At 58.8% G+C, this 22,241-nt stretch carries 29 protein-coding genes; 12 read left to right on the plus strand and 17 right to left on the minus strand.

The window, feature by feature from the left end:
- The first annotated feature begins 13 nt into the window (after nucleotides 1–13).
- Complete coding sequence (locus tag OHL14_RS12555; RefSeq protein ID WP_263379699.1) at nucleotides 14–1,009, plus strand: IS1595 family transposase; 996 nt, start codon at nucleotides 14–16, stop codon at nucleotides 1,007–1,009.
- On the opposite strand, the gene OHL14_RS12560 is transcribed toward OHL14_RS12555, so the two are convergent.
- Nucleotides 1,006–1,179 carry a hypothetical protein gene (locus OHL14_RS12560; RefSeq protein ID WP_263379700.1) on the minus strand — a complete coding sequence of 58 codons (174 nt, stop codon included), beginning with the start codon at nucleotides 1,177–1,179 and terminating at the stop codon, nucleotides 1,006–1,008. The genes OHL14_RS12555 and OHL14_RS12560 overlap by 4 nt on opposite strands.
- A gap of 99 nt (nucleotides 1,180–1,278) precedes the next feature.
- Between OHL14_RS12560 and OHL14_RS12565 the strand changes: the two genes are divergently transcribed.
- The 5 genes from OHL14_RS12565 (at nucleotide 1,279) to OHL14_RS12585 (ending at nucleotide 4,811) form a co-directional block, all read left to right on the plus strand.
- On the plus strand, nucleotides 1,279–1,563 hold the full coding sequence (locus tag OHL14_RS12565; RefSeq protein ID WP_263379701.1) for a hypothetical protein: 285 nt from the start codon (nucleotides 1,279–1,281) through the stop codon (nucleotides 1,561–1,563).
- Nucleotides 1,517–1,981: a pepsin/retropepsin-like aspartic protease family protein gene (locus OHL14_RS12570; protein ID WP_263379702.1), complete on the plus strand. Its 465-nt coding sequence runs from the start codon at nucleotides 1,517–1,519 to the stop codon at nucleotides 1,979–1,981. The genes OHL14_RS12565 and OHL14_RS12570 overlap by 47 nt, the downstream gene beginning before the upstream one ends.
- 501 nt (nucleotides 1,982–2,482) lie before the next feature.
- Nucleotides 2,483–2,746 (plus strand): hypothetical protein, encoded by a 264-nt coding sequence (locus OHL14_RS12575; protein ID WP_263379703.1) that lies wholly within the window; start codon nucleotides 2,483–2,485, stop codon nucleotides 2,744–2,746.
- Between the two features lie 20 nt (nucleotides 2,747–2,766).
- Nucleotides 2,767–3,531, plus strand: coding sequence for a hypothetical protein (locus OHL14_RS12580; protein ID WP_263379704.1), 765 nt, complete (start codon nucleotides 2,767–2,769; stop codon nucleotides 3,529–3,531).
- A 275-nt stretch (nucleotides 3,532–3,806) separates the two neighbouring features.
- Complete coding sequence (locus OHL14_RS12585) at nucleotides 3,807–4,811, plus strand: IS1595 family transposase (protein WP_263379705.1); 1,005 nt, start codon at nucleotides 3,807–3,809, stop codon at nucleotides 4,809–4,811.
- Nucleotides 4,812–5,046: 235 nt separating this feature from the next.
- On the opposite strand, the gene OHL14_RS12590 is transcribed toward OHL14_RS12585, so the two are convergent.
- Entirely contained in the window at nucleotides 5,047–5,232 is a 186-nt protein-coding gene (locus tag OHL14_RS12590; protein WP_263379706.1) for a hypothetical protein, read from the minus strand.
- Nucleotides 5,233–5,421: 189 nt separating this feature from the next.
- Here OHL14_RS12590 and OHL14_RS12595 point away from each other — a divergent pair, with 189 nt between their 5' ends.
- From OHL14_RS12595 to OHL14_RS20245, 3 genes are all read left to right on the plus strand, one after another.
- Nucleotides 5,422–5,691, plus strand: a complete 270-nt coding sequence (locus tag OHL14_RS12595) for a hypothetical protein (protein WP_263379708.1) — start codon at nucleotides 5,422–5,424, stop codon at nucleotides 5,689–5,691.
- On the plus strand, nucleotides 5,672–6,040 hold the full coding sequence (locus OHL14_RS12600; RefSeq protein WP_263379709.1) for a hypothetical protein: 369 nt from the start codon (nucleotides 5,672–5,674) through the stop codon (nucleotides 6,038–6,040). The genes OHL14_RS12595 and OHL14_RS12600 overlap by 20 nt, the downstream gene beginning before the upstream one ends.
- A gap of 138 nt (nucleotides 6,041–6,178) precedes the next feature.
- A complete protein-coding gene (locus OHL14_RS20245) occupies nucleotides 6,179–6,844 on the plus strand; it encodes a sce7726 family protein (RefSeq protein ID WP_396271356.1) in 666 nt (221 codons plus the stop codon).
- Here the strand turns inward: OHL14_RS20245 and OHL14_RS12605 are convergent.
- Nucleotides 6,732–7,898: a beta family protein gene (locus tag OHL14_RS12605; RefSeq protein ID WP_263379710.1), complete on the minus strand. Its 1,167-nt coding sequence runs from the start codon at nucleotides 7,896–7,898 to the stop codon at nucleotides 6,732–6,734. The genes OHL14_RS20245 and OHL14_RS12605 overlap by 113 nt on opposite strands.
- Nucleotides 7,899–8,225: 327 nt before the next feature.
- Here OHL14_RS12605 and OHL14_RS12610 point away from each other — a divergent pair, with 327 nt between their 5' ends.
- Nucleotides 8,226–8,585, plus strand: a complete 360-nt coding sequence (locus tag OHL14_RS12610) for a Rap1a/Tai family immunity protein (protein WP_263379711.1) — start codon at nucleotides 8,226–8,228, stop codon at nucleotides 8,583–8,585.
- Nucleotides 8,586–8,641: 56 nt separating this feature from the next.
- A complete protein-coding gene (locus OHL14_RS12615; RefSeq protein WP_263379712.1) occupies nucleotides 8,642–8,878 on the plus strand; it encodes a hypothetical protein in 237 nt (78 codons plus the stop codon).
- Between the two features lie 165 nt (nucleotides 8,879–9,043).
- On the opposite strand, the gene OHL14_RS12620 is transcribed toward OHL14_RS12615, so the two are convergent.
- A complete protein-coding gene (locus OHL14_RS12620) occupies nucleotides 9,044–10,087 on the minus strand; it encodes a DUF4105 domain-containing protein (protein WP_263379713.1) in 1,044 nt (347 codons plus the stop codon).
- A gap of 128 nt (nucleotides 10,088–10,215) precedes the next feature.
- Here OHL14_RS12620 and OHL14_RS12625 point away from each other — a divergent pair, with 128 nt between their 5' ends.
- Entirely contained in the window at nucleotides 10,216–11,088 is an 873-nt protein-coding gene (locus tag OHL14_RS12625) for a 3-keto-disaccharide hydrolase (RefSeq protein WP_263379714.1), read from the plus strand.
- 315 nt (nucleotides 11,089–11,403) lie between these two features.
- On the opposite strand, the gene OHL14_RS12630 is transcribed toward OHL14_RS12625, so the two are convergent.
- From OHL14_RS12630 to OHL14_RS12690, 13 genes are all read right to left on the minus strand, one after another.
- Nucleotides 11,404–13,065 (minus strand): ribonuclease J, encoded by a 1,662-nt coding sequence (locus tag OHL14_RS12630; RefSeq protein ID WP_263379715.1) that lies wholly within the window; start codon nucleotides 13,063–13,065, stop codon nucleotides 11,404–11,406.
- Between the two features lie 23 nt (nucleotides 13,066–13,088).
- A complete protein-coding gene (locus OHL14_RS12635) occupies nucleotides 13,089–13,799 on the minus strand; it encodes a TMEM175 family protein (RefSeq protein WP_263379716.1) in 711 nt (236 codons plus the stop codon).
- Between the two features lie 31 nt (nucleotides 13,800–13,830).
- Nucleotides 13,831–14,019, minus strand: coding sequence for a hypothetical protein (locus tag OHL14_RS12640; protein WP_263379717.1), 189 nt, complete (start codon nucleotides 14,017–14,019; stop codon nucleotides 13,831–13,833).
- A 25-nt stretch (nucleotides 14,020–14,044) separates the two neighbouring features.
- Nucleotides 14,045–14,365, minus strand: a complete 321-nt coding sequence (locus OHL14_RS12645) for a BrnA antitoxin family protein (RefSeq protein ID WP_263379718.1) — start codon at nucleotides 14,363–14,365, stop codon at nucleotides 14,045–14,047.
- A gap of 407 nt (nucleotides 14,366–14,772) precedes the next feature.
- Nucleotides 14,773–15,648, minus strand: a complete 876-nt coding sequence (locus OHL14_RS12650; protein ID WP_263379719.1) for a 2,3,4,5-tetrahydropyridine-2,6-dicarboxylate N-succinyltransferase — start codon at nucleotides 15,646–15,648, stop codon at nucleotides 14,773–14,775.
- A gap of 30 nt (nucleotides 15,649–15,678) precedes the next feature.
- Nucleotides 15,679–15,915, minus strand: a complete 237-nt coding sequence (locus OHL14_RS12655; protein WP_263379720.1) for a cupin domain-containing protein — start codon at nucleotides 15,913–15,915, stop codon at nucleotides 15,679–15,681.
- A gap of 234 nt (nucleotides 15,916–16,149) precedes the next feature.
- Nucleotides 16,150–17,475 (minus strand): mandelate racemase/muconate lactonizing enzyme family protein, encoded by a 1,326-nt coding sequence (locus tag OHL14_RS12660; RefSeq protein WP_263379721.1) that lies wholly within the window; start codon nucleotides 17,473–17,475, stop codon nucleotides 16,150–16,152.
- A gap of 50 nt (nucleotides 17,476–17,525) precedes the next feature.
- On the minus strand, nucleotides 17,526–18,038 hold the full coding sequence (locus OHL14_RS12665; protein WP_263379722.1) for a hypothetical protein: 513 nt from the start codon (nucleotides 18,036–18,038) through the stop codon (nucleotides 17,526–17,528).
- Nucleotides 18,039–18,042: 4 nt separating this feature from the next.
- Nucleotides 18,043–18,930, minus strand: a complete 888-nt coding sequence (gene dapA / locus OHL14_RS12670) for a 4-hydroxy-tetrahydrodipicolinate synthase (protein ID WP_263379723.1) — start codon at nucleotides 18,928–18,930, stop codon at nucleotides 18,043–18,045.
- A 13-nt stretch (nucleotides 18,931–18,943) separates the two neighbouring features.
- Nucleotides 18,944–19,543, minus strand: a complete 600-nt coding sequence (locus OHL14_RS12675) for a TMEM175 family protein (RefSeq protein WP_263379724.1) — start codon at nucleotides 19,541–19,543, stop codon at nucleotides 18,944–18,946.
- Between the two features lie 162 nt (nucleotides 19,544–19,705).
- Entirely contained in the window at nucleotides 19,706–20,176 is a 471-nt protein-coding gene (locus tag OHL14_RS12680; RefSeq protein WP_263379725.1) for a GNAT family N-acetyltransferase, read from the minus strand.
- Between the two features lie 70 nt (nucleotides 20,177–20,246).
- Nucleotides 20,247–20,729 carry a hypothetical protein gene (locus OHL14_RS12685; RefSeq protein WP_263379726.1) on the minus strand — a complete coding sequence of 161 codons (483 nt, stop codon included), beginning with the start codon at nucleotides 20,727–20,729 and terminating at the stop codon, nucleotides 20,247–20,249.
- Nucleotides 20,730–20,876: 147 nt separating this feature from the next.
- Nucleotides 20,877–22,184, minus strand: a complete 1,308-nt coding sequence (locus OHL14_RS12690; RefSeq protein WP_263379727.1) for an aminopeptidase — start codon at nucleotides 22,182–22,184, stop codon at nucleotides 20,877–20,879.
- Nucleotides 22,185–22,241 lie beyond the last annotated feature (57 nt).

Genomic DNA, 22,241 nt, shown 5'->3' on the forward strand with positions numbered 1-22,241 from the left:
CAGGAGAACGCTAATGCTTTCATCGACACCGACAACCCTCACCGAAGCCATCCGCTACTACTCCGACGAACAGACCTGCATTGACGCGGTGGCAGCTATGAAGTGGGTTGGCGGCAAGCCTGTTTGCCCGAAGTGCGAGACGACCGAAGGCGAGCGCAAGCACTACTGGTTGGCTGCTCAGAAGCGTTGGAAGTGCTACTCATGCCGCAAGCAATTCAGCGTCAAGGTAAACACTCCCTTTGAAGATTCCCCACTGTCTCTGGAAGTGTGGCTGATTGCTCTCTGGATGCTCGTCAACTGCCGCAACGGTGTAAGCAGCTATGAGATTGCCCGTGCTACTGGCATCGCTCAGAAGTCCGCATGGTTCGTTCTCTCGCGTCTCCGCTTGGTTCTCAAGGTTGCGGACGCTGGCAAGTTGGCCGGCAAAGAAGGCGTAGAGATTGATGAGACATTCGTTGGTAGCCAGCCGAAGAACTGGCACCATAGCAAGCGTGAGAAGCATCACGCATCGGTTCGCCCGGCGCGTGTCCGCACCTATCAGAACGCCTTCACACACCAAACAGCCATCCTCGGGATGCTAGATCGTGAGAGCCGCGAGATTCGTGCGAAGGTCGTACCGAACGTCCGCAAGGAGACTCTACAGAAGGAAATCCTGGGAACCATTGAATACGGTTCGGACATCTATACCGATCAGGCAGTTGCGTACACCACGCTTCGCGACAAGTACGTCCACCAGACGGTGAACCACTCTATCCAGTATGTGAATGGTTCCGTCCACACGAATAGCCTTGAGAACTTCTGGAGCCTCACCAAGCGCAACCTCAAGGGAACGTATGTAGCAGTCGAGCCGTTCCACCTTGATCGCTACCTTGATGAGCAGGTATTCCGGTTCAATAACCGCATCGGCTATAACGACGGTACGCGCTTCCAGAAGGCTCTCTCACAGGTTGGCGGTAAGCGTCTAACGTGGATGGAACTGACGGGCAAGATGCAGCCCAAAGGGGTCTAGGATTCAGCCTCTGCGGGGTCGTAAGTGTACCGCGTATGAGGCGAAGGCTTTTCAGCCTTGGCTTGAATCTTCATATCCCGGATTTGTTCTGGAGAGGCGGAGAGGACGGAAGCCAAAGCCTCCGTAAACTTCTCATGCGGGGTTGCCGATACTCGCTTAGAGTCTTCCATATTGGCAAGTCTACTCTTTTCAAAATAAAAACTCGGTCGGTGTTGCCGTCGGAGAGCATCTATACTAGAGTGGTGGGGAAAACCCCTACGAGGAATATCGTGACCCAAAGTCCAATCTCGAATCCAAAGGCTGCCGCTGAACTCGGAGAGAAAATCTACCGTGAGCAGTACAAGAGTGCTTTTGAGATAGAACACGCTGGCAAGTTTGTTGCCATCAATGTTCTGACGGGTGATCCGTACATCGCGGACACGCCCGAGAGTGCATTGGATACGGCTTACGCTACTGCCCCTTCTGGAGTCTTCCATCTGATTCAAGTTGGACATGCAGGAGCGTTCCGTGTCAGCTACACCCAAAGCTCTAACGTGGACTGGATTTTTCGATAAATCTGGCTCACCAGCCCTCAAAATACAGATCAGCGGACCATTCGCTAAAGCCGTTGAATTCGATGCCATATTGGACACCGGGTTCACCGGCTTTATCTGTATGCCCTTACTCCGCGCTCTCCCCCTAGGCCTCATGCTTTATGGCACCACGTCGGTAGAACTTGCCGACGGCAGCACATCCATGAAGTTGACGGCGAAGGGAATGGCAACAGTAGGGGAAGAGAAAAAGGTTGGCGTGGTGATTCTTGAGCCTACAGCTAATGACATCCTGATCGGTATGGCTTTTCTTAGGACTTTTCAGAAAGCTCTATTTGTTACTCAAAATCTTGTCTTTCTCGTGGATGAGTCTCGCACACCAGATCAGGATATTGCCGCAAATGATTCAGAAGAGGAGGAAGATTCCTCTGACTTGGGTTAGCCAACGTATTTATTGCCCTTTCGGAGGTAATAACTCACTTGGCTCATCAAACCCTTTCGGAGCCGCCGAGTCTCAGCGTGGACTGCAAAGAAAGTTCGTTAAGGGCACTACGCGTTCCTATTAAGGGGTATGATTTCCGGTCGCCGAATCGCCCAATAACAGGTCCATCTGTAACTCGTTGAAGATGATGCCTCGGTGGTCCTCGCGCCAGTGGATGTCACCGTGGAGAAGTCGAGAGTTTAGCCTGGCTTGGCTGAGGCCGACTCCGTGGTTTTTCCGCCCACAGATACAGCGACACTTCACACTGCTGAGGTTGCGGGAGTTGTAGCAATTTGCGTCACAGCGTCGCGTTCTTCCGTTGGGCCCGTTCGAGGACATTAGAGTCGGCATGACCACAGGTAAACGCGTAGCAACCTGTGAAAGCTAGCCAGATCTTCAGTCATTCCCGAAACAATACAGCGAGCGCTTGCTTTTCTTTGTGTTGGGGTTTAGGGTCTCTCCATGAGCCTGAAAACCATCCAAAAGCACCTCGCCAAGGTGGACAAAGCCCTCGCCGCCGGAGACACCGCGCAGGCGCAGAGCGATCTCTTGCTGGCGATGGATGCGCTTGGGGTTCTCCTAACCCAAGAGAAGACGCCCGCTGCCGTGATGCTGGGCAGCAAGGGCGGCGCTGTGACGGCTAAGAGGGGCTCCGACTACTTCCGTGAGCTCGCGGCCCGCCGCAAGACCAATGCAGGCGGAAGACCGCGTAAGAACGCCGAATAGGTACACTGGTTGCTCCCTCAATGAGCGACCGCCCACCGTTGCACCCAATAACGCGCGAGCAGATAGACATGCTCCTCCACAAAGTGGACGAGCGGCATTGGCCCCAGATCACGGCCATGCGCGTCAAAAGTTATTACCCAGCCGATACTCCAGTTCCGCCGCAATCTCCTGAGCACCTACGGCAGGAAATTCACTGGTATGCCAGCACGTTGTTTAAGACCGAGGCAGACCAGTATGAGCATTTTCGAAACGACGCGCGTTACGCCGATTGGCTTTCGAGTCTCGCTGAACGCACGACAGCGCGTGTGATGAAGAACCTCGAAAAATTGGAGAGCAGCGGAACAAATCCCCTTGAGAGCCTAATGGGGCTTCATGGTGCCCTGATCCTGGGCTATCACGGACTGACCACACAGCAGGTCGAAGACGAGTTGCGGACGACGCTGGCCGAACTGTGTGACCAGTACGAGCGTGGAACAGCGCCGGGACAGCCCCAAAGAGCGGTAACGGCATCCCCTCCCGGCGTTGTGAGACAACCTGCCAAATCAACTCCGCTGCTAAGCCGTACCGAGCTGGCGAATGCTTATCTAGCCGCCCATCCCGGCGTTATAAAGCTGGATGTTTGTTGGGCCGCTGGGCAGCATTACAGCGAATGGAAACGTTGGCTGCGCGGCGCGGACACGCTGAAAGACGGATCGACCCCAGACCAAGCATTTCGCGCTCTGCTCGAAAGCGGAAAGTCTCCGAGTGAATACAAAGCGCGTCCACGTCCTAAAGGGTGGAAATAGGTGGAGCATTTCCACCCCCTCTTCCACCTACGCTCCACCCATTCCACCCACGATTTTCCCACCCATCCTCCTATCGACCCACCTATAGACGCTCACTCACGCTAAAGCTCTATCCTTCAAACAGTTAGGAGAAGAGCTATGCAGAATATTCGAGCGCCGTAGGCCGCAGCTCCCGCATCAGGGAGCTGCGGCCTAAAGTCGATCAGATCATGCATTAATCCTCTTGACAAACAGCGAGCGGTCGCTGTATTTTAGAGACAGTCAAGAGGCCTGCCATGACCATCACGCAAGAACCAAAGACACTGCAAGAAGCCATCATTCACTTCTCGAACATGGACAACTGCATCGCCTACATGGTGGAGCGTCGCTGGCCCGATGGCATCGTCAAGTGTCCGACGTGCGGCTCTGACAATGTGAAGTATTTGGCCAAGCGCCGCGTGTGGCAATGCAAGACCCGGCACGCTAAATGCCAGTTCTCCGTGAAGGTGGGAACCATCATGGAAGACTCGCCTATCGGTCTCGATAAGTGGCTCATGACGATGTGGATGATTGCGAACTGCCGCAACGGGGTTTCCAGCTACGAAATCTCGCGCTCGATCGCCGTTACGCAGAAGTCGGCATGGTTCATGCTCCATCGCGTCCGCGAAGCCATGAAGATCACAGGCGATGCTCCGAAGTTGGGCGGCGTCGGCAAGATTGTGCAGACCGATGAGACGGTGATCGGCGGCGACCCGAAGAACTGGCATGAGTCGCGCCGAGAGAAGAACCTCAAAGAATCCCGTTCCAAGCGCGTCCAGGTCTACAACAACACCTATGGTCACAAGATCGCAGTGCAAGGTCTCTACGACGTGGACACGCGCCAGATACGCGCAAAGGTCGTCCCGAACGTCCGCCGCGACACGCTCCAGAAAGAGATACTGGAAAAGATCGAGTGGGGCTCGACACTGCACACCGATGAGGCAGTGGCGTACAAGAGCCTCAAAGACAAGTTCGTCCACGAGACTGTCAATCACGCCGTCAGCTACGTCAAAGGCAACGTCACAACGAACTCTCTAGAAAGTTTCTGGTCGCTGCTCAAGCGCAATCTTCGCGGCACATACGTCTGTGTCGAGCCGTTCCATCTAGACCGCTATTTGGACGAACAAATGTTCCGCTTCAACAATCGTGTGAAGGTTACGGACGCACAGCGGCTCTCCCGAATGACTCAACAGGTCGTAGGCCGTCGCCTCACCTACGCCGCCCTTACTGGCAAGGACGCTCAGGCAGCAGGAAAGTTTTAGCGGTCGCAGACAGGGGCGCGGGCAGCGCGTTCCGCCTGCGGAGATTGTGACGTGTGGCTTATTGCGTGACTCAAAGCGACATTGGCTTCGCGTCCTCTGGCAGCGCCAGCGAACCCGCGATGTCGACTCGTTCGCCGACTACATCCAAGACCAGCATCCAGACAAGATTCCGAACAACGTTCGAAACGTACGTGAGTACATGCGTTGCGCTCTACGCGGTCTTATCGGGGACGATCTATGACTTGCGGCGCTCATCAGCTTCGATGTCCTGCTTGAAATAGCCCAGCAGGCGGTCTTTCTGTTTTTCCGTCCACGGCTCGCTCTTGATCCGCTCGACATCAGCCTTCGGGACTGACAGAACGCTGTCCACAAGGCTGGTGAACTTGTCGAACTCTTCGGATTTTGCCGGCTTCGATTCCATGGGGAAAGTCTACAGCGAGACTGACAATTGTTTCGGGCTAAGTCCACACTAAACCGCCAAGAGATGAACAATTAGTGACGTGTTCCACACTCGTCAATCGTCTTTTGACGCGGCACTTCGTTGCACTTTTGACGCTCAATGGAGGTAGTATTGTTTCGAATGGCTACTACAAACACACTTTTCGCACTCTTGGCCGTAGAGAAGGTTGACGCCGTTGCGCAGAAGCTCGAGAGTCTATCCCCCGGACTCTCACTCAAGGTAGGTCCCGGTGAATGGCTGATCATCACGCCTAGTTCGGTGACCACAAAGGAACTGTCGGACAAGTTGGGCATTGGCACGACAGAAGTGGGGAGTGGAATTCTCGTACGCGTTGAAAACTATTGGGGGCATGGTCCGAAGTCGGTTTGGGAATGGATTTTAGCGAAGACCGAGGTGCCATTTGACGCCACGATCACCTAAGCCAGCAGCCGAACCGACTATATCCTCTGCACCGGAACCCCCTAAGGGCGCGCCTCTCCATCAACTCGGCACACAAGACCATAGTTTTCACACGCAAGCTGTATTCAATATCCATGGACAAGTTGCCAAACTCGAAATGGGGCTAGAGAACGTCGAGAAAAGGCTCGCCAGTGTTGAAGCAAAACTGGATCGAGTCGCCACGGATATTGCCTCCCTCAACGCCACCCTAGACACTATCAAACCGATAGCGACCTCTGTTGCAAAAGGTATTTGGGCGATAGTTGCGGGGGCGTCAGGATTTGCTCTTGTTGTTTTTGGTATGTGGCTAAAGCACCACTACAACTGGTAAACAAAGGGGCACCCACGATATTCGCGAGCATTCGACTGTTCGGATATACTAGCCTAAACGATGAAACCCGCGATGGGGATCGCGGGTTCACTACTGGGTTTGGGTCGGCACTCAAATCATATGCGGAGTTGCGTGCCAATGCAAGCGACAAACGATGCTCAGATACGTGGACTGTTGCTTCCTTTTATTCATCAGGAACACAATGATTCCTCCGACACGCTCGTTATCGAGGAGTTCTCAATCTATGGCGGAGCTAATCGCGCTGACGTTGCCGCGCTCAATGGCATTTCCCATGGGTACGAAATCAAGAGTGACCGCGATACGTTGGAGCGACTACCGCAACAGGTCAGCGCATATGGTGCCATTTTTGAGAAGGCAACCCTTGTAAGCGGTGACCGCCATCTCAAAGCTGCACGAAAGATAATCCCAAGATGGTGGGGAATTGTTGAGGTCGTATCCTCTCCGGATGGTCCACTCATACTTGAGAGGATTCGTGAGTCAAAACCAAATCCGAAACCGCACCCCGAATCAATCGCCGCACTCCTGTGGCGCTCAGAAGCGCTTGAACTGCTTACGCGGCTTGGCCTAGACAATGGAGTACGGTCGAAGTCAATGGAGCACCTCACCGCTCGTCTTGCGCTTGAGGTGCCCGTTGACCGACTGTCGACCTACGCCAGGGAGGCGTTGCGTGCTAGAGGAGATTGGCGATCTGCTGCACGACTGCGGCGATGTGATGACACGTCCCAACAGATCTCCAGTCCGTTGAATTTCCGACGCACTCCTTACGGGAACATTTGTCGATAAACATGTCCCCCCAACTGAACTTTGCCTTCTTCCAGCCGGGATGTTTCTTGATCGCCGCGGCTAGCTTGGGGTACTGCACCGAAGGTGCCAATTGGGCCCGAGCCAATTCATCTTCAGGGGTTGGCTTCTTCTTCTTTCTAGGTTGCGCCTGTCCTTTTGCGACAACGTAGATGAGGTCATCGGTGTACCTGATATTGGGACTCATTTGCATGATTCTCGGATTGATCTCGCTGAGAATCGGGTGATTTATTGAGTAGTCGCCAAACGTTGGAATTCGCTTCGTCGCTTTCTTCTTGGATCGAACAGATAGCCACGCAAGCCACTCATCCCTGTCCAACTCCTCAATGCTGTTCTTTTTTAGGGCCATCATGCTTGAAGGGAAAGACGACGATGCGACTGTCAACGTTCGCCAATTCTCAATATCTGGGAGAGCATCCAGCATGAACGGTAGTGCTGACTTCTGCGGAACCTTTGGCCCGAAATCTATTAAGAGGTCAACCTGCTTCGGTGAGACCTTCAGCACTTTCAGCAAACTGGCAACTTGTGCTCCAAGCTCGGTAAAACTCTCAATATCTGATTCGACGAGCCGGAGGCAAACACCTCGCTTATCTATCGCTACAGCGACTCCAACGGAGTCGGCATAGTCTTCAACTCTATCCAGGCCGATCGTAGGAATGAAAGGGATCTTCGCGGTCCTGAGCGCTTCAAACAGAGCGTCAATTGGCGACTTGCCATCGGCTAATTCTTCCTCAAGTTCTATGTAGTAGCCGTCAACGAAGACCGATGGCAGACCCTTGAGCGCTTTTGTGAAGCCTTTCGCAACAAGTTTAATATGATCGTCTATGGACTTGGCAGGTGTAGGAGTATCTTGGCCCTCCGGATACTCAGAGGGTATCGGCGGAACCTCAATCAACGGCGTAAAGAAAGGGAACAACTTCGGGTCAGTATTTAGGAGGGCGTTCAGTTCGCCCTGTTTACCCTTAAGGATTGGAACGTAGTGCGTATGGTCGAAACCCATGTAAATCCTCTCTACAGCAGAAATAGGGCCCGACATCGAGAACAATCACCAGCGACGCGAAATCAAAATTCGCTGCATTCGAACGATACGCCTAAGTTTCATGCGATAAATAATTCTCTTGCCAAGCGCAAATTTGGCTGAGAGGATGGCGGACATGCCTGACTTAGATAACGCACGGATGTGTCTACAAGAGAACCTTCGCCTCTTAGAAGGAATACAAAGGCCGGAGACTCTTGCCCTCTGGAACATCAGCAATGCCCTATTAGCGATGGCGGATTTGATAGAAGACACTGAACGCCGGGTTCGAAGGGTCGAACGGGCTCAATAAAGAAGGTGCGCTGGACATTGGTGTACCATTCCGCCATGCTCGCCCCTCTACTCGCCTTGTCTATGTACCTCCCTTCCAGTCAGGCAACTCAAGATTTTGGCCGGGGTTCCGCCCTTGTTCGAGACTGTAAATCCTTCATTCATGTGATGGACACAACCGAGCCGGTTGAAACGGTCGAACTTTCGAATGCGAACTACTGCATGGGCTATCTCGATGGACTGGTATCGTTTATGGACAAGGCTACTTCTCGCGTCTGTCTTCCCGCGCATACGAGCGCGACCTTGGCCCGCGTATATGTTTTGTACATGGGGACGCACCCCAAACTCTTTGATGAAGAGCAAAAGCTTGGCGCTTACCTCGCATTGCTAGACGCATACCCCTGTCCGGCTAAATAGCCGGGGTTAGAAAGTTATTGCCGTCAAGAGGAGCGCCACCAGCTAGACTGGCTGGCATGAAGATTCAGGACGAATGGCGCATGTATGACCCTGACGATCTGCGAACCCATCCCGAGGGGATACTCACCCCAGTCGCATTTGAGTTCGAGAGCGGCGATGTCATTGAGGGGCTGTACTCGCGACCTACAGGAACATTCTCGCTACTAAACCAAGCCTCCGAAGGTCTCGGCGCACCTGTTCGATGGCGGTACACAAAGTCGCTTGAAGAGGTTCGGAAGTTTGAGAAAGGTTAAACCTCTCAAATCATGCTAGTTCTGATGATGAGTGAAGTAAGTTATTACCCTTTCGGAGGAATTCTGGAAGTCCGGGAGGGACGCGGGAGGCGATATGCAGGCTTTTGCCTCTACTTCCATTATAGAAAGTGGAACAGAGCAAACATGCAATTGTTTTTTGCGCGATTAGTCGTTTGCTTTGATGGAGTTATCGCTGTCGGCGGCACCGGCGGGGCTTGACAGCGTTTGTGGCGATGGCCAGTCGGAGGGGGACAGGGGGATGGCGTCCTTGCCGGGGGTCCAGCGGCCCCTGGTTTCGAAGGCGACAGTGTCGGCGAGGACGATTTCGGGCTGGAGGATGGACAGTGTTACGAGGTAACGCTTGGTGGTGAGCAGGAGTTCGGCGGAGCTGCGGAGGGGGCGGCTGCGGCGGGTGGTGCCGGGGACCTGGGGGACTTGGTAGACGGCGAAGGAGAGTTCGGGGTGCTGGCGACCGAAGGCGTCGATCTGGCGGGCGAGGGACTTCGGGGTGGTGTAGGCGAAGTCGGCGAGCTTGCCGGGGTGCAGGATGGGCGGATTCTGCTGCGGCAGGACGACGCGGAGGACGTCGGCGGCGAAGTTGGCGCAGTTGGCGGAGAAGAGGGAGTAACGGCGACGGTTGGGGAGGTCGTTGACGAAGGCCATGACGGCCTCGTCCTGCTCGGGGGTGGTGGCGAGGGTGTAGAGGAAGAGGCGGCGATCGAAGGCAGCGCCGATGGATTCCTGCCAGTCCTCACCTTCTTTGAAGTGGAGTGCACCGTCGCGTTCGACGTGGGTGGTGACCTTACCGGGGACGACGGGGCGAAGGTGGGCGTCGAGGTAGGCGAGACGCAGCTGGTCGCGGAGGGCTGGGGTGATCCAGGTAGGAGTGTCTGCGGGGTTGTCGACGCCGTAGAAGAAGACGTAGGCGGGGGTGGCGAGCCAGTCCATGTGACTGCGGGTGAGGTCGTGGTAACGGGCGATGACGACGCCGGGGCGCTCGTTGGCGAGGCAAGCGCGGATGCGGGTGGAGCCGTCGGCGCAGAGGTGGTCGAGGTAGATGCTGGCGTGACCGACGGGCATCATGGTGCCGAAGGAGCCGAAGGGTTCGCCGACCACGAGACCGATGCTGGCGCAGGCAGGGGCCGCGATGCCGATCAGGAGTATCAGGGTTCCGAGGGCGCGCAGCGGTCGCGCGGTCAGGCGGTTCATGTTCAGGTCCCGAAGCAGTGAGATCAGAGACCCTGTGCAAGAGACTCGGGTAGCATGGTGCCGCAGGGCGGATCGTGAAAAGCCAGGGCGCAAGCAGGTCAGCCGAGTCGAGTGCACAGGGGAGCTCTATGAAGATTTCGATGCAGATGGTGGCGAGGTGTTGTGTGGGTGGGGCGGTGGTTTGCGGCTTTGCTGTCTATGCGTGTCGGTTAGCGGACGCGCAGCAGCGTGGAGGTGCGAGCTCTGCGCCTGCGCGGATGGCGGTGCCGTTCAAAGAGCCGGAGCCGCTGGACTTCAACGATCATGCCGGGTTCACGCAGATCTTCGATGGGAAGACGCTGAAGGGGTGGGAGGGCGATCCGACGGCCTGGCGTGTGGAGAATGGAGCGATTGTGGGGGAGTCGTTCAAGGACAAGCCACGACCGAACAGCTACATCGCGTATCACGGTGCTGGAGGGACGGATGGCGAGGCGAAGGACTTCGATCTGAAGCTGGAGATCAAGGTGGAGAACGGCGGCGGCAGCGGGATTCAGTATAGGAGCGTGACGGGCAAGCCGTGGATTCGCGGGTTCGCGCCAGGCGTGGTGACCCCGAATCTCAACTGGATGATGACGGGACCGCAGGCGGACTTCTGGTATCCGGTGAATCCGCAGCACAACTCGTATACAGGACAGTTTTATTCGGAGAACACGCCGCTGGGGATCCTGGCGTATCGCGGGCAGGTGGTGGAGCAGGAGCCCGGGAAAGAGAAGCAGCTGGTGGGGACGATTGGCGACCGCAGCGCGCTGGGCGGGTATGTGAAGATCAACGACTGGAACCAGTACGAGATCATCGCGCGGGGTGGGGTGTTTCTGCACATTCTGAATGGGCAGCTGATGGCGGTGTATCTGGATGACGATCCGACGTCCTCGAACAATGGGACGGGGTTGATCGGGATCGAGCTGGAGGGACAACCTTCGAAGGTGTCGGTGCGGGAGGTTTGGTTGCGGAGGTTGAAGTAGGGCTTGGTGGGTTGAGGTTGAAAAGGGGAGAGGGTTGGGGTGAGGTGGAAACTGTCGGGGTTCTTCGGCTGCGCTGCGCTTCGCTCAGAATGACAGGCTGTGTGGGTCGGTGGAAGACCAGCGACGACAAGCGCAAAAGCGGAAGCAGATTCTTTGCGGGAATTACAAACAAGAAAAGCAAATGCAGATTTCTTCGCTGCGCTGCGGAATGACAAAGGTCTCCGCTGCAGGATGATAGAGAGTCTGCGCTGCGGGATGACAAACAAGAAGACCTCTGCGGGAGCAGAGGTCTTTGTTGTGTAGGCGGCTCGAAGGTCAGATTTCGAGGATGATGGGCATGATGAGGGGGCGGCGGTTGGCGTTCTTCTGGATGAAACGCTTGAGGTCGCCGCGGATCTTGTCCTTCATGACGCCATAGTCGCGGCGCTCTTCGACGCTGGACTGTTCGAGGGTGCGCACGACGATGTCGCGGGCGTTGCGGAGGAGATCGGGCTCGTCGGCTGCGAAGCCGCGGGTGGTGATCTCGGGCATGCCTTCGAACTGGCCGGTGGCGCGGTTGATGGCGACGATGGGGAGGAAGATGCCGTCCTCGCCGAGGTGCTTACGGTCGCGGATGATGGTGTCCTGGACGACATCGGCGGTGGAGTTGTTGTCGATGCAGACGCGGCCGGTGGTGACCTTGCCGGTCTTCTCGGCAGAGTTGCGGTCGAGGGTGAGGACGTCGCCGTCTTCCATGAGGATCACCTTCTCAGGGATGCCGGTGGCGATGGCGAGCTCGACGTGGCGCTTGAGGTGGCGGTAGTCGCCGTGGACGGGGATGAAGAACTTGGGGCGCACGAGGTTGATCATCATACGAAGCTCTTCTTGCGAGCCGTGACCGGAGACGTGGATGAGGCCGTTGGTGCCGTCGTCGTGGATGACGCGGGCATCTCTCCTCTCCAGATGGTCAATCACTCTGTAGATGGCTTTCTCGTTGCCGGGGATGACGCGCGAGGAGAGCAGAACGGTGTCGCCTGGATCGATCTTGGCGAACTTGTGGTTGTCGACGGCAGCGCGGGAGAGCGCGGACATGGGCTCGCCCTGGGTGCCGGAGATCATGATGAGGAGCTTGTTGGCCGGGGTGTCCTTGATCTGGCCGGGGTTAATGATAAGTCCCTGTGGCGGATCGAGGTAGCCGAGGTCCTGCGCGATCTCCGAGGAGTTGTCCATGGATCGGCCGATGATGGCGACCTTGCGACCGTGCTTGTGGGCGAGGTCGAAGGCGATCTTCATGCGGTGGATGGAGGAGGAGAAGCAGGAGAAGAAGAGCTTTTTCTTAGTCTGGGCGAAGATGTCGTCGAGACGCGGAATGACGGCCTTTTCGCCGGGGGTGAAGCCGGGGCGGTCGACGTTGGTGGAGTCCTGCAGGAGGCAGAGGACGCCCTGCTTGCCGAGGTCGGCGAAGGCCTGGAGGTCGAAGGGATGGCCATCGGGCGAGGAGAGATCGATCTTGAAGTCGCCGGTGTGGAGGACGATACCGACGGGGGTGTGGATGGCGAGGGCGACGCAATCGACGAGGGAGTGCGTGACGCGGATCGGCATGATCGAGAAGGCGCCGAGGGTGAAGCGGCGGCCGGGAAGGATTTCGATCAGCTCGGCGTCGTCGAGCAGGCGATGTTCATCGAGCTTGCCTTCGACGTAGGCGAGGGTGAACTCGGTGCCGTAGACGGGGACGTTGAGCTCGGAGAGTATCCAGGGAAGCCCGCCGATGTGGTCTTCGTGCCCGTGGGTGAGGACGATGCCGCGGACCTTGTCGCGGTTCTCGATGAGGTAGCTGATGTCGGGGACGACGATGTCGACGCCGAGGAGCTCTTCTTCGGGGAACATGAGGCCGGCGTCGATGACCAGGATGTCATCGTCGTAACGGAGAGCGAGACAGTTCATACCGAACTCGCCGAGTCCGCCTAAGGGAATTAATTGCAATTTTTCTGATGCCATGGACTTACAGGGTAACACCCCGTTCAGTGCGATGCCGGACCGAGGCGCAGAAGACGGCGGTGCTCCCAGCGTCCGTGGATGGGACCGATGATGGCGAGAGCTATGTAGACAAAGCCCGCGAGACCGGAGACGTTGGACGGAGCGAAGAGCGCGATGAGGATGGAAATGATGCCGACGCTGGTCATCAGGGCGTACTCGATCATGGAACTGCGGGTGAGGAACTCTTCGCGCGGATTGAGGGTGAGGTGCCGTTTCTGGCGCAGGGCGTTCCAGTACAGCGCGATGAAAAAGGAGTAGACGGCAGTAAATCCTACGCTGTAGAGCAGCATGAGCTCGCGCATCTGGCCACCGGTGCCGAAGGCGGCGTTGTCCTGGGAGACCCAGCCTGCGGTGAGAACGGTGAAGAGGAACTTCAGAGGGTAAACGTAGAAAAGAACGACGAAGAGGAGCGCGGAGTTAATGGCGATTGTGCCGAGGTCGTGGAGGCCGTAGCGACGGAAGAACTTGAAGTGCGAGTACCAGATGAGGATCAGGAGGGTGAAGCAGATGGCGAAGGGGATGAAGCCGCGGAGGGAGTGATGAAGCTCTTCGAAGGTGTGGGGGACTTCGAGGGAGACGACGAGCAGGGTAAGGGCAAAGCCGAAGATGACGTCAGAGAAGGCGTCGACACGGGACATGGCCGTGCCGCGCAGGCGGAAGCCGTCCTTGGCGAGGTGGTCGTTGAGGGCCTGCATGGGCTACAGCGTATCAGGTTTGCGGGAAACGTCAGATAGCGCGGAGGATACGGGCGGGGAGAGTAAGGATGGCGCGCAGGAGCTCGAAGACGCCGTCGACGGCGACGCCGACGAGGCGGAAGGGCAGGGTGAGGAGCCAGACAAACGGGTAGGCGATCAGCGCGACGAGGGCCAGCGGCCAGCAGAAGACGAGAAGGATGAGGAAGAGAAGCAGCTTCATGGTGGAACTCCTTCTTGTAAGTACGTTAGCCTGCGGCAGCGTGTTCCATGGAAGCTTTCGAGGCTTCGGCTTCTTTCAAGAGAGCTTCATGAATGACCATTTTGAGATAGGTCTGGTACTTGAGGCCCTTCTTCTCGGCCTGGACGCGGGCGAGCACGATGTCGGCGGGGTCGAGGCGGATGGTGGTGGTGGGTAGGCTAGCTTTACGGGCGGTAGTGCCTCGACCGAGATGGCCTTCCGTGGCGGCTTGTTCGAAAGCTGCCATGGATTCGTCCTCGTGCGTGTCCCACCAAGCGGCTTCTTCGGCTTCTGATTTGAAATTAAGAAAAGTTCTGGTTTCTGGCATTCCTTTGCTCCTTCAGGGTGAAATAACGCTCGTGCCACCTTGTTCTGAGTTCTGAGCGGAATTGCGGTTATGACACGAATCTTGCCGCTGCGCAGAGTTGTGACCAGGCGGAGGATGCGACCTGCGGCTGTCTCGCCAATCTGTTCGATGCGCTCCTCGCCGTTTCGCAAGCCAACCGACAGGTCGATCGGGTCGTTCGCTATGACCTCTTCGGCTTCGTGCGGTTCTGCCTGGCGTTTTGCGATGTGAGCGATATTGAACTCGTCCCAATCAAACATGTGCGCTCCTAGAGATGGCTTTTGTGGCTACTCCTCGCAGCCAGGTTTTCTAGTGGCGCACTCCTCGTGCAGACGATAAGACAGCGTAGCTACTTCGTAGCTACGCTGTCAAGGATCGATTGAAGCGACTTAGCGGAGCAGGTCTTCGAGGGCGGTGGAGAGCTCTGTCTTTTCGTCGCGGTACTTGACGATGATGGGGGTGTAGACCGAGAGCCCCAGTTCTTTGCCGGGGCCGTGCTGGATGGCGCGGCTGCCGGCGACGACGACGGCTCCGGCGGGGATGATGAGGGGGGTGTCGGCGGTGGCCTTGATGACGGTGTTGTTGGGGAGGTCGTAGACCGGGGTGCCACGGGTGAGGATGACGCCGGCAGCGAGGACTGCCTTGGCGCGGACGATGGTGCCTTCGTAGACGCCGGTGTTGCCGCCGACGAGGGCGTCGTCTTCGATGATGACGGGGGAGGCGTTGACGGGTTCGAGGACGCCGCCGATCTGGGCGGAGGCCGAGAGGTGGACGCGCTTGCCGATCTGGGCGCAGGAGCCGACGAGGGCGTGCGAGTCGATCATGGTGCCTTCGTCGATGAAGGCGCCAACGTTGACGTAGGCCGGGGGCATCATGACGACGCCGCGGGCGAGGTGAGCACCGGCGCGCACGGAGCTGCCGCCGGGGACGATGCGGACGCCGCCTTCGGGCCTGAAGCGCTGAATGGGGTAGGTGGCTTTGTCTACGAAGGAGAGCATGGAGGAGCCTAGCGGGTGGTGGCCGTCCATCTGCTCGAGCGCGCCGAGGCGGAAGCCGAGGAGGATGCCGCGCTTGACCCAGGCGTTGACGCGCCAGCCGGTCGGGGCTGTGGGGTCGGGTTCGGCGGAGCGCAGGGTGCCGAGCTCGAGGGCCTCGCGAAGGAGCTCGAAGGTGTAGAGCGCGTCATTGTCGCCGACGGCGGCTGCGCCCTGGGCGAAGTAGTGTTCGATCTTGGGTTCGAGAGAGTGTACGTCTACGTGTGTCATGGGTACTTTGATTGTACCGGGGACGTGGGATCACCTGGCGGGTGGGGGCTGCTCGATGTGGACGACCAGGTAGGTGATCTGTTTGCCGGGTTCGACGAGCCACTGGTGGGGGACGCCTGCGGCGAAGTGGATGACGTCTCCGGTGGAGACGTGGACGCTGGTACCGTTGCGGATGCCGGTACCGCGGATCTCATTGGGAGCGGTTGTTTTTGGTGCGATGACTTCGCCGCCGTAGAGGAGGGTGGCTTCGCCGGATTGGACGATCATGACGTCGGCCGTGGCAGCGTGGATTTCGGCGATGCCGGAGGTGTTGTGGACGGTGATGGAGAGACCGTGGTCGCCGAAGTTTTCCTTGTGGGTGATGCCGAGGGGCGAGACTCCGTGCGGCCAAAGGATGACGGGTGGGGGCGGGCGATTTGGAGGAGGGCGAGGGCTAAGAGGATCATGGGCAGGTCCTTAACGCAGATTCCCTGCGGGAATGACAAACAAAATCCAGTGGCTTTACTCTGCGTCTTTGAAGTTGGCGGGCTTGATGACCTTCATGACCTCATGTTTTTTGATGTAGTCGGGGTCGATTTCTACGCCGACGCCGGGGCCAGTGGGGACGGTGATGATGCCTTCGGAGCTGGCGCGGAGGGTGGAGGTGTCGCACTTGTAAGGGAGATCGTTGTTGAACTCCTTGAACTCGTGGAAGGGGCCGGAGTTCGTGATGGCGGAGACGAAGTGCATCATGTAGACGTAGCCGAGGCCGGTGCTGGAGATGTGCGGGATGCACTGCTTGTTGAGGGCGGCGGCCATGCGGGCAACCTTCATGCAGCGGACCATGCCGCCAAAGTAGAACATGTCCTGCTGCACGATGCCGACGGCGTTGTGGGCGAGGACGTGGCGGAAGTTCCAGGTGGAGGGTTCCTGCTCGCCCAGCGCGATGGGGATGTCGAGGGCGTCCGCAACCTGCTGGAGGCCGTCATAGTCGTCGAACGGGACGGGCTCTTCGTAGAACGCGTACTTGTACTCCTGCATGATCTTGCCGATGCGAATGGCTTCGGCTACATCGTAGCTGCCGTTGGAGTCGGCGGAGATGACCATCTGATCGCCGAAGGTTTTGCGGACCATGGGGATGAGGCGGGCGCTGCGGTCGGGTGGGGTTTCGACGTGGGACATGCGGCCGCCAAGCTTGAACTTGATAGCTTTGGCGTGGGAGATGGCGACGTCGCGCTGCAGGTGCTCGATGGTCTCTTCGGGCGAGATGTAACGCTCGCCGTTGGCCTGGTAAACGGCGATGCTGGGGTTGTGGATCTTGTCGGAGATGAGGAGGCCGATGGGCTTGTCGACGAGCTTGCCAAAGAGGTCGAGGATAGCGAACTCGAGTGTGGCGAGGGGAACGAACATGGCCATGCCGGTGGCCTTATAGTTCGACTGGTAGACCATGCAGAGGTCGAGGTGTTTTTCGAGGTCGCGGGCGTCGAGGCCGAGCCAGTAGGGCGCGATGCGGTCGACGAAGATGGGGTAAAGCGAGGCCATCTGCGCGGCGTTGGAGATGGAGATACCTTCGGCGCCGTCTTTGGAGCGGACGCGGCAGAGCCAGGACTTTTTGTAGTGCAGGAGTTCTATGGTGTCGATGATGACAGGGTTCGGGAAGAGATCGCGGCGGAAGACGGGACGCGCTGCGGCGGCGTCACACTTTACGTAGTTGGCATGGAGCTCCGCAGGGGTGAGGGCGCGGTGGGTGGTGTGGGAGCGGGTGAAGGTCTGGGCTGAGGTGGGGAGAGCGGTCGCGGCTGCTGCGGCGAGGCTGGATTTAAGAAGGTCGCGGCGGGTGGGGCGCATGGAGGTTCCTCGCCGGAACGATACCTGTCTGACAGGAAGATTGTCGAATCTCAGCGACAGGGAATCGATGTGATGCGCGGGTGAGCGTGTTTGCTGGCTAGTTCGCTGTACTTAACATCGGTACACGCTGAGCGTTTGTAGTGCTTACCGTCGAATTGCCAGAGAGTTTCTTCTTGTTCGAAGGCTGAGGCGTGCTCGGCTGTCAGGATGTCGTTGCGCCCATCGTGCGATGTAGAAAGGTATCCCGCAGTTTGCGCGATGGTATCGAGAAGAATGCGATGGCTGCGGTCGAACACCCAGAAACTGCAATTTCCTGCGGCCCCGCAGAGTTCATTCCCATAGCTTTGAACGAAGAAGGTGCGGCCATTCGGTTGGTCTATAGCCTCGGCTCTAAGTTGGGACGCAACGATCTGAAGCTGCTTCAGAATCTCATGCCTGTCTGGCGGGTTGAGTTGGCTGATCGGCTTGCTTATCTGGTGCGTGCTTTGTTCCGGCCAACGCGACTGTGCCATCGCTCCGATCGAAGAGACTGCGAGAGCGGCAATGAGTACTTTGAAGTGCATCGCTTTATGCGGACAGTAAGCCCAGACTCTGAAGTATGGTGCGTAGCTTGTCGCGGGTGGGTTCGGTGACGGGGAGCATGGGGAGGCGGAGGGTTTCGTTGCCACGGCCGAGGAGAGCGAGCGAGGCCTTGATGGGAGCGGGGCTTGGCTCGAGGAAGTGGGCCTGCATGAGGGCGAAGTACCTGGTGTTGAGGGTGCGGGCGGTGGCGAAGTCTCCGGCGAGGGCTGCGGCGACGAGCTGCGACATGGGGCCGGGGATGGCGTTGGAGGCGACGGAGATGACGCCGACACCACCGATGGCGATGGTGGGGAGCGCGAGGGCGTCGTCGCCTGCGAAGACGGCGAAGTCTGCGGGTGCATGCGCGAGGAGCTCGGTGATCTGGGTCATGAGGCCGCTGGACTCCTTGATGCCAACGACCGAGGGTAGCTCGGCGAGGCGGAGGGCGGTTTCGGGCGGGAGGTTGGCGGCGGTGCGGCCGGGGATGTTGTAGAGCAGCACGGGCAAGGGCGTGGCTTCCGCAATGGCGCGGAAGTGCTGGTACTGGCCTTCCTGACTGGGCTTGGTGTAGTAGGGGTTCGCGGTGAGGATGCCGTTGAGACCGGTGATGGTGGCGAGCTTCTTCGCGTTGGCGACAGCCTGGGCGGTGGAGTTGTGGGTGCAGCCGGCGAAGACGGGGACGCGGCCTGCGGCGGCTTCGACGGTGAGGGTGATGACGCGGAGCCATTCGGCTTCGGTAAGGGTCGACGCTTCTCCTGTCGTGCCGCAGGGGATGAGGAGTTTGACGCCCTGCTCGATCTGCCAGTGAACGTGCGCGGTGAGCGCGGTCTCGTCGAGAGAGCCGTCGGAGTGGAAAGGAGTGACGAGAGCGGTGCCGCAGCCAGAGAGGTTCATGCCGAGGGTTAGTTTACAGGGAAGAGGTGTGGGTCGTTTGCGTGCGCTCGACGATCTTGCGGGGTGGAGTGAGCCAGACGATGGCTACGGCGATCAGCATGGCGAGGGCGGCGTAGGGCGAGAGGAAGGCGACGGGAATGGCTCCGATGTAGAGAGCGCTGGAGCCGAAGACCTTGATGGGGCTGTCGACGGAGGTGGCTCCGCTGCGGCGGCAGATGATGGAGGAGAGGATGTTCCATGCGAGCGCGGGAAGGACGGAGATGAAGGCGTAGAGAGCGATGGAGAGAGACGAGATGCCGCGCTCGCCGACCCAGCGGGCTCCGAAGGGGAAGAGCGAGAGGCAGAAGAGGAAGGCGAGGTTGGCCCAGAGCATGCCGTGGGTAACGCTGTCTGCGTCGTCGACGAGGTAGTGATGGTTGACCCAGTAAATGCCGACCTGGACGAAGCTGAGGAGATAGATGAAGAGCGTGGGCAGGATGGCGCGGAGGCCGTCGAGGTTGCTGAGGTGTTCAGCGGGGACGTGGAGTTCGAGCACCATGATGGTGATGATGACGGCGATGACGCCGTCGGAGAAGGCTTCCATGCGGGCGGTGCTGAGCTGTTCGGTGGCCATGGTGTGGAAAGGATATCGCAGACGGCCGGGGCAGTTTTTGTGCTGAAGTGCCTGTGAGGGTGCCGGTTGAAAAGCCTAGAGCGGTTGTGGTGAGACGAGATCGTCGGGGTCCTTCGGCTGCGCTACGCTTCGCTCAGGATGACAATGTGGGTGGCTTGTGTGTCAGGTGAGGGCGAGGCGGAGGAAGATGGTGGCTTGGGGGTTGTCGTTGTAGCGTTCGACGGGCTGGTAGCCGCGGCGGTGATAGAGGGCGATAGCGGCGGCGAACTCGGGCTTGGTGTCGAGGTACATCCAGGCGTAGCCAGCGGTGCGGGCCGCAGCTTCGGCTGCGTCCATGAGGGTGTCGGCGAGGCGGCGACCGCGGAAGTCCGGGGAGACGAAGAGGCGCTTGCACTCGACGGGCTTGCCGACAACGCCGGGCATAGCGGGGAGTGGCTTGAGGAGGACGCAGCCTGCGGGCTGGCTGTCGACTTCAACGAGGATGTAGCCCAAGGGCGGATGCTGGAGGGCTTCGCGGACGGTGGCTTCGGTGTCGCGCTGCCAGATGTCCCACTCGGTGTAGTAGTGGTCGAGGAGGGCGAGGACCTGCGGGAGGTCGGCGGGGGTGGCGAGGCGGGTGAGTGGCGAGTTCATAGGTTGTTTGCGAGTCTGCATCCTGCGAACCCACGTCTCAGAAGCGAGACGTGGGGCACCCAGAGATGGGCTATGGGATATATCCGTCTGTTGAGCCGGAGGGGATGATGGGTGGTGGGGTGGCGATGGTGACGCGGTAGATGTAGATGGTGATTGCGATGCTGACGAGCAGGAGGGCTGCTTCTGTGAAACGTGGCAGCCAGAAGACTAGCACCGCGACGGGACTGTTGCCGATGCGATCTATGCCGTGGAGTCGGCTGCTGAAGAGGACGTAGAAGAGCGAGACGGTTGCGAAGAGGTTGAGAAGGACCTTCAGGACTGAGAGGAAGAATGCCTGGCCGCGCATCCACCAGAGGGAGCTGGCGATGCCGAGGGAAAGGATCGCCGAAAAGAGCGTCACGGCGCTGTGCAGGTGGTTGATCGGAAGGGTGTGTGCGCCGGGGGTGACGGCGTAGAAGAGATAGAGCGAGAGGACCTCGCCGCCGAGGGTGAAGAGACCGGCGAGGCCTTCGTAGATGCAGATGGCTGTCACGAGCGTGGGGCGCTTCGGCATGGCTAAGGCTCCGTGGGACGGTAGAGTTTGACCTCGGGGGCTGAAGCCCCTTACTTGAAGGTGGTCGGGACGGCGGGACTGAAGTCCCGCCCCTTCAAAACAACCTGCTGTATTCAGTCATTCAAGACAACCTGATGTGCTCAGGTATTAGACCCAGTCGCCGTTACGCATGAGGGGTTCGGCGGTGCCATCGGCGGAGAGGCCGTCGACGGACATGGTGGGGCCGCCGATCATCCAGTCGACGTGGATGAGGCTCTCGTTAGCCCCCAACTTTGCAAGCTGTTCATTGCCGAGCTTGTCGCCGTCGATGAGGCAGGTGGAGTAGGCCTGGCCGAGCGCGATGTGGCTGGCGGCGTTCTCGTCGAAGAGGGTGTTCCAGAAGAGGATGCCGGACTGCGCAATGGGCGAGGGGTTGGGCACGAGGGCGACTTCGCCGAGCTGGCGAGCTCCTTCGTCGGCTGAGATGAGCTTGTTCAGAGCGGCTTCGCCGGCGGTTGCGGTGGCCTTAGTGATCTTGCCGTCCTTGAACTCGCAGTGGATGTTTTCGATGAGTGTGCCCTGATGCGAAAGTGGCTTGGAGGCGCTGACGTGGCCGTTGACGCGGTCCTTGTGCGGCGTGGTGAAGCACTCTTCGGTAGGAATGTTGGCATTGCAGTAGATGCCGTTGCCTGCGGTGGTACCGCCGCCAGCCCAGAGGTGCGTGTCGGCAAGACCGACTGTGAGGTCGGTTGCGTTGTCGGGATTTCCATCGGCTCCGCAGGTGAAGAAGCGGAGCGAGTGGTAGCGCTTGTTGTTGAGGAACTCAACGCGGGTGCGGAGGTTGGCGTTGTGCTGCTTCCAGTCGGCGAGGAAGTCGTCGCCGGTGATGCGGGAGCAGAAGAAGATGGCCTCCCATAGCTTGTTGAGCGCGACGTCGGGTGCGTCGTTGGGGAAGACGAGCGCGGCCCAGGCGGGGGTGGCGGCGGCGATAATGGTCCAGTTGATGTCGTGACGGGTGATGAACTCGAGCGCGGGTTTGTAGGCCTTGGAGACGGCGACGTTGGCGCGGGAGACCTTGTCGGGGTCCTGGCCGGCGAGGAGTGCGGGGTTTGTGCCGGAGATGGCCATGCGCGCGGCGCCGGACTTGAAGGCTGCGGAGACGCCATCGTAGAACCAGGTGGGCGCGTAGTCGAAGCTGTCGTCGGGGGCGTACTGGTAGCGGGCGAGGGTGGCTGCGTCGTCGGAGTAGATGGTGGTGACGAGCTTGGCTCCGGCTTTGTAAGCGTGCTCGGTGATGCGGCGTGCGAGCGGCATGGCGTCAGTCGGCGCGGTGAGGAAGAGTTCCTGGCCGGGCTTGAGGTTTAGGCCGACGCGGACGGCGACCTCGGCGAGGCGGTCGAGCTTCTGGTCAAACGAGAGCGCAGCAAATCCGTTGGAAGCACCAGCGGCGAAGACGGGAGCGGTTGCGGTAGCCATGCTTCTAGCGTAGGTCGGTGGGGCGGGGAGCGCAAGCGGGGTGTGGGAAGACTGAAC

The organism is Granulicella paludicola (assembly GCF_025685545.1).
GTDB classification, from domain to species: domain Bacteria; phylum Acidobacteriota; class Terriglobia; order Terriglobales; family Acidobacteriaceae; genus Granulicella; species Granulicella paludicola.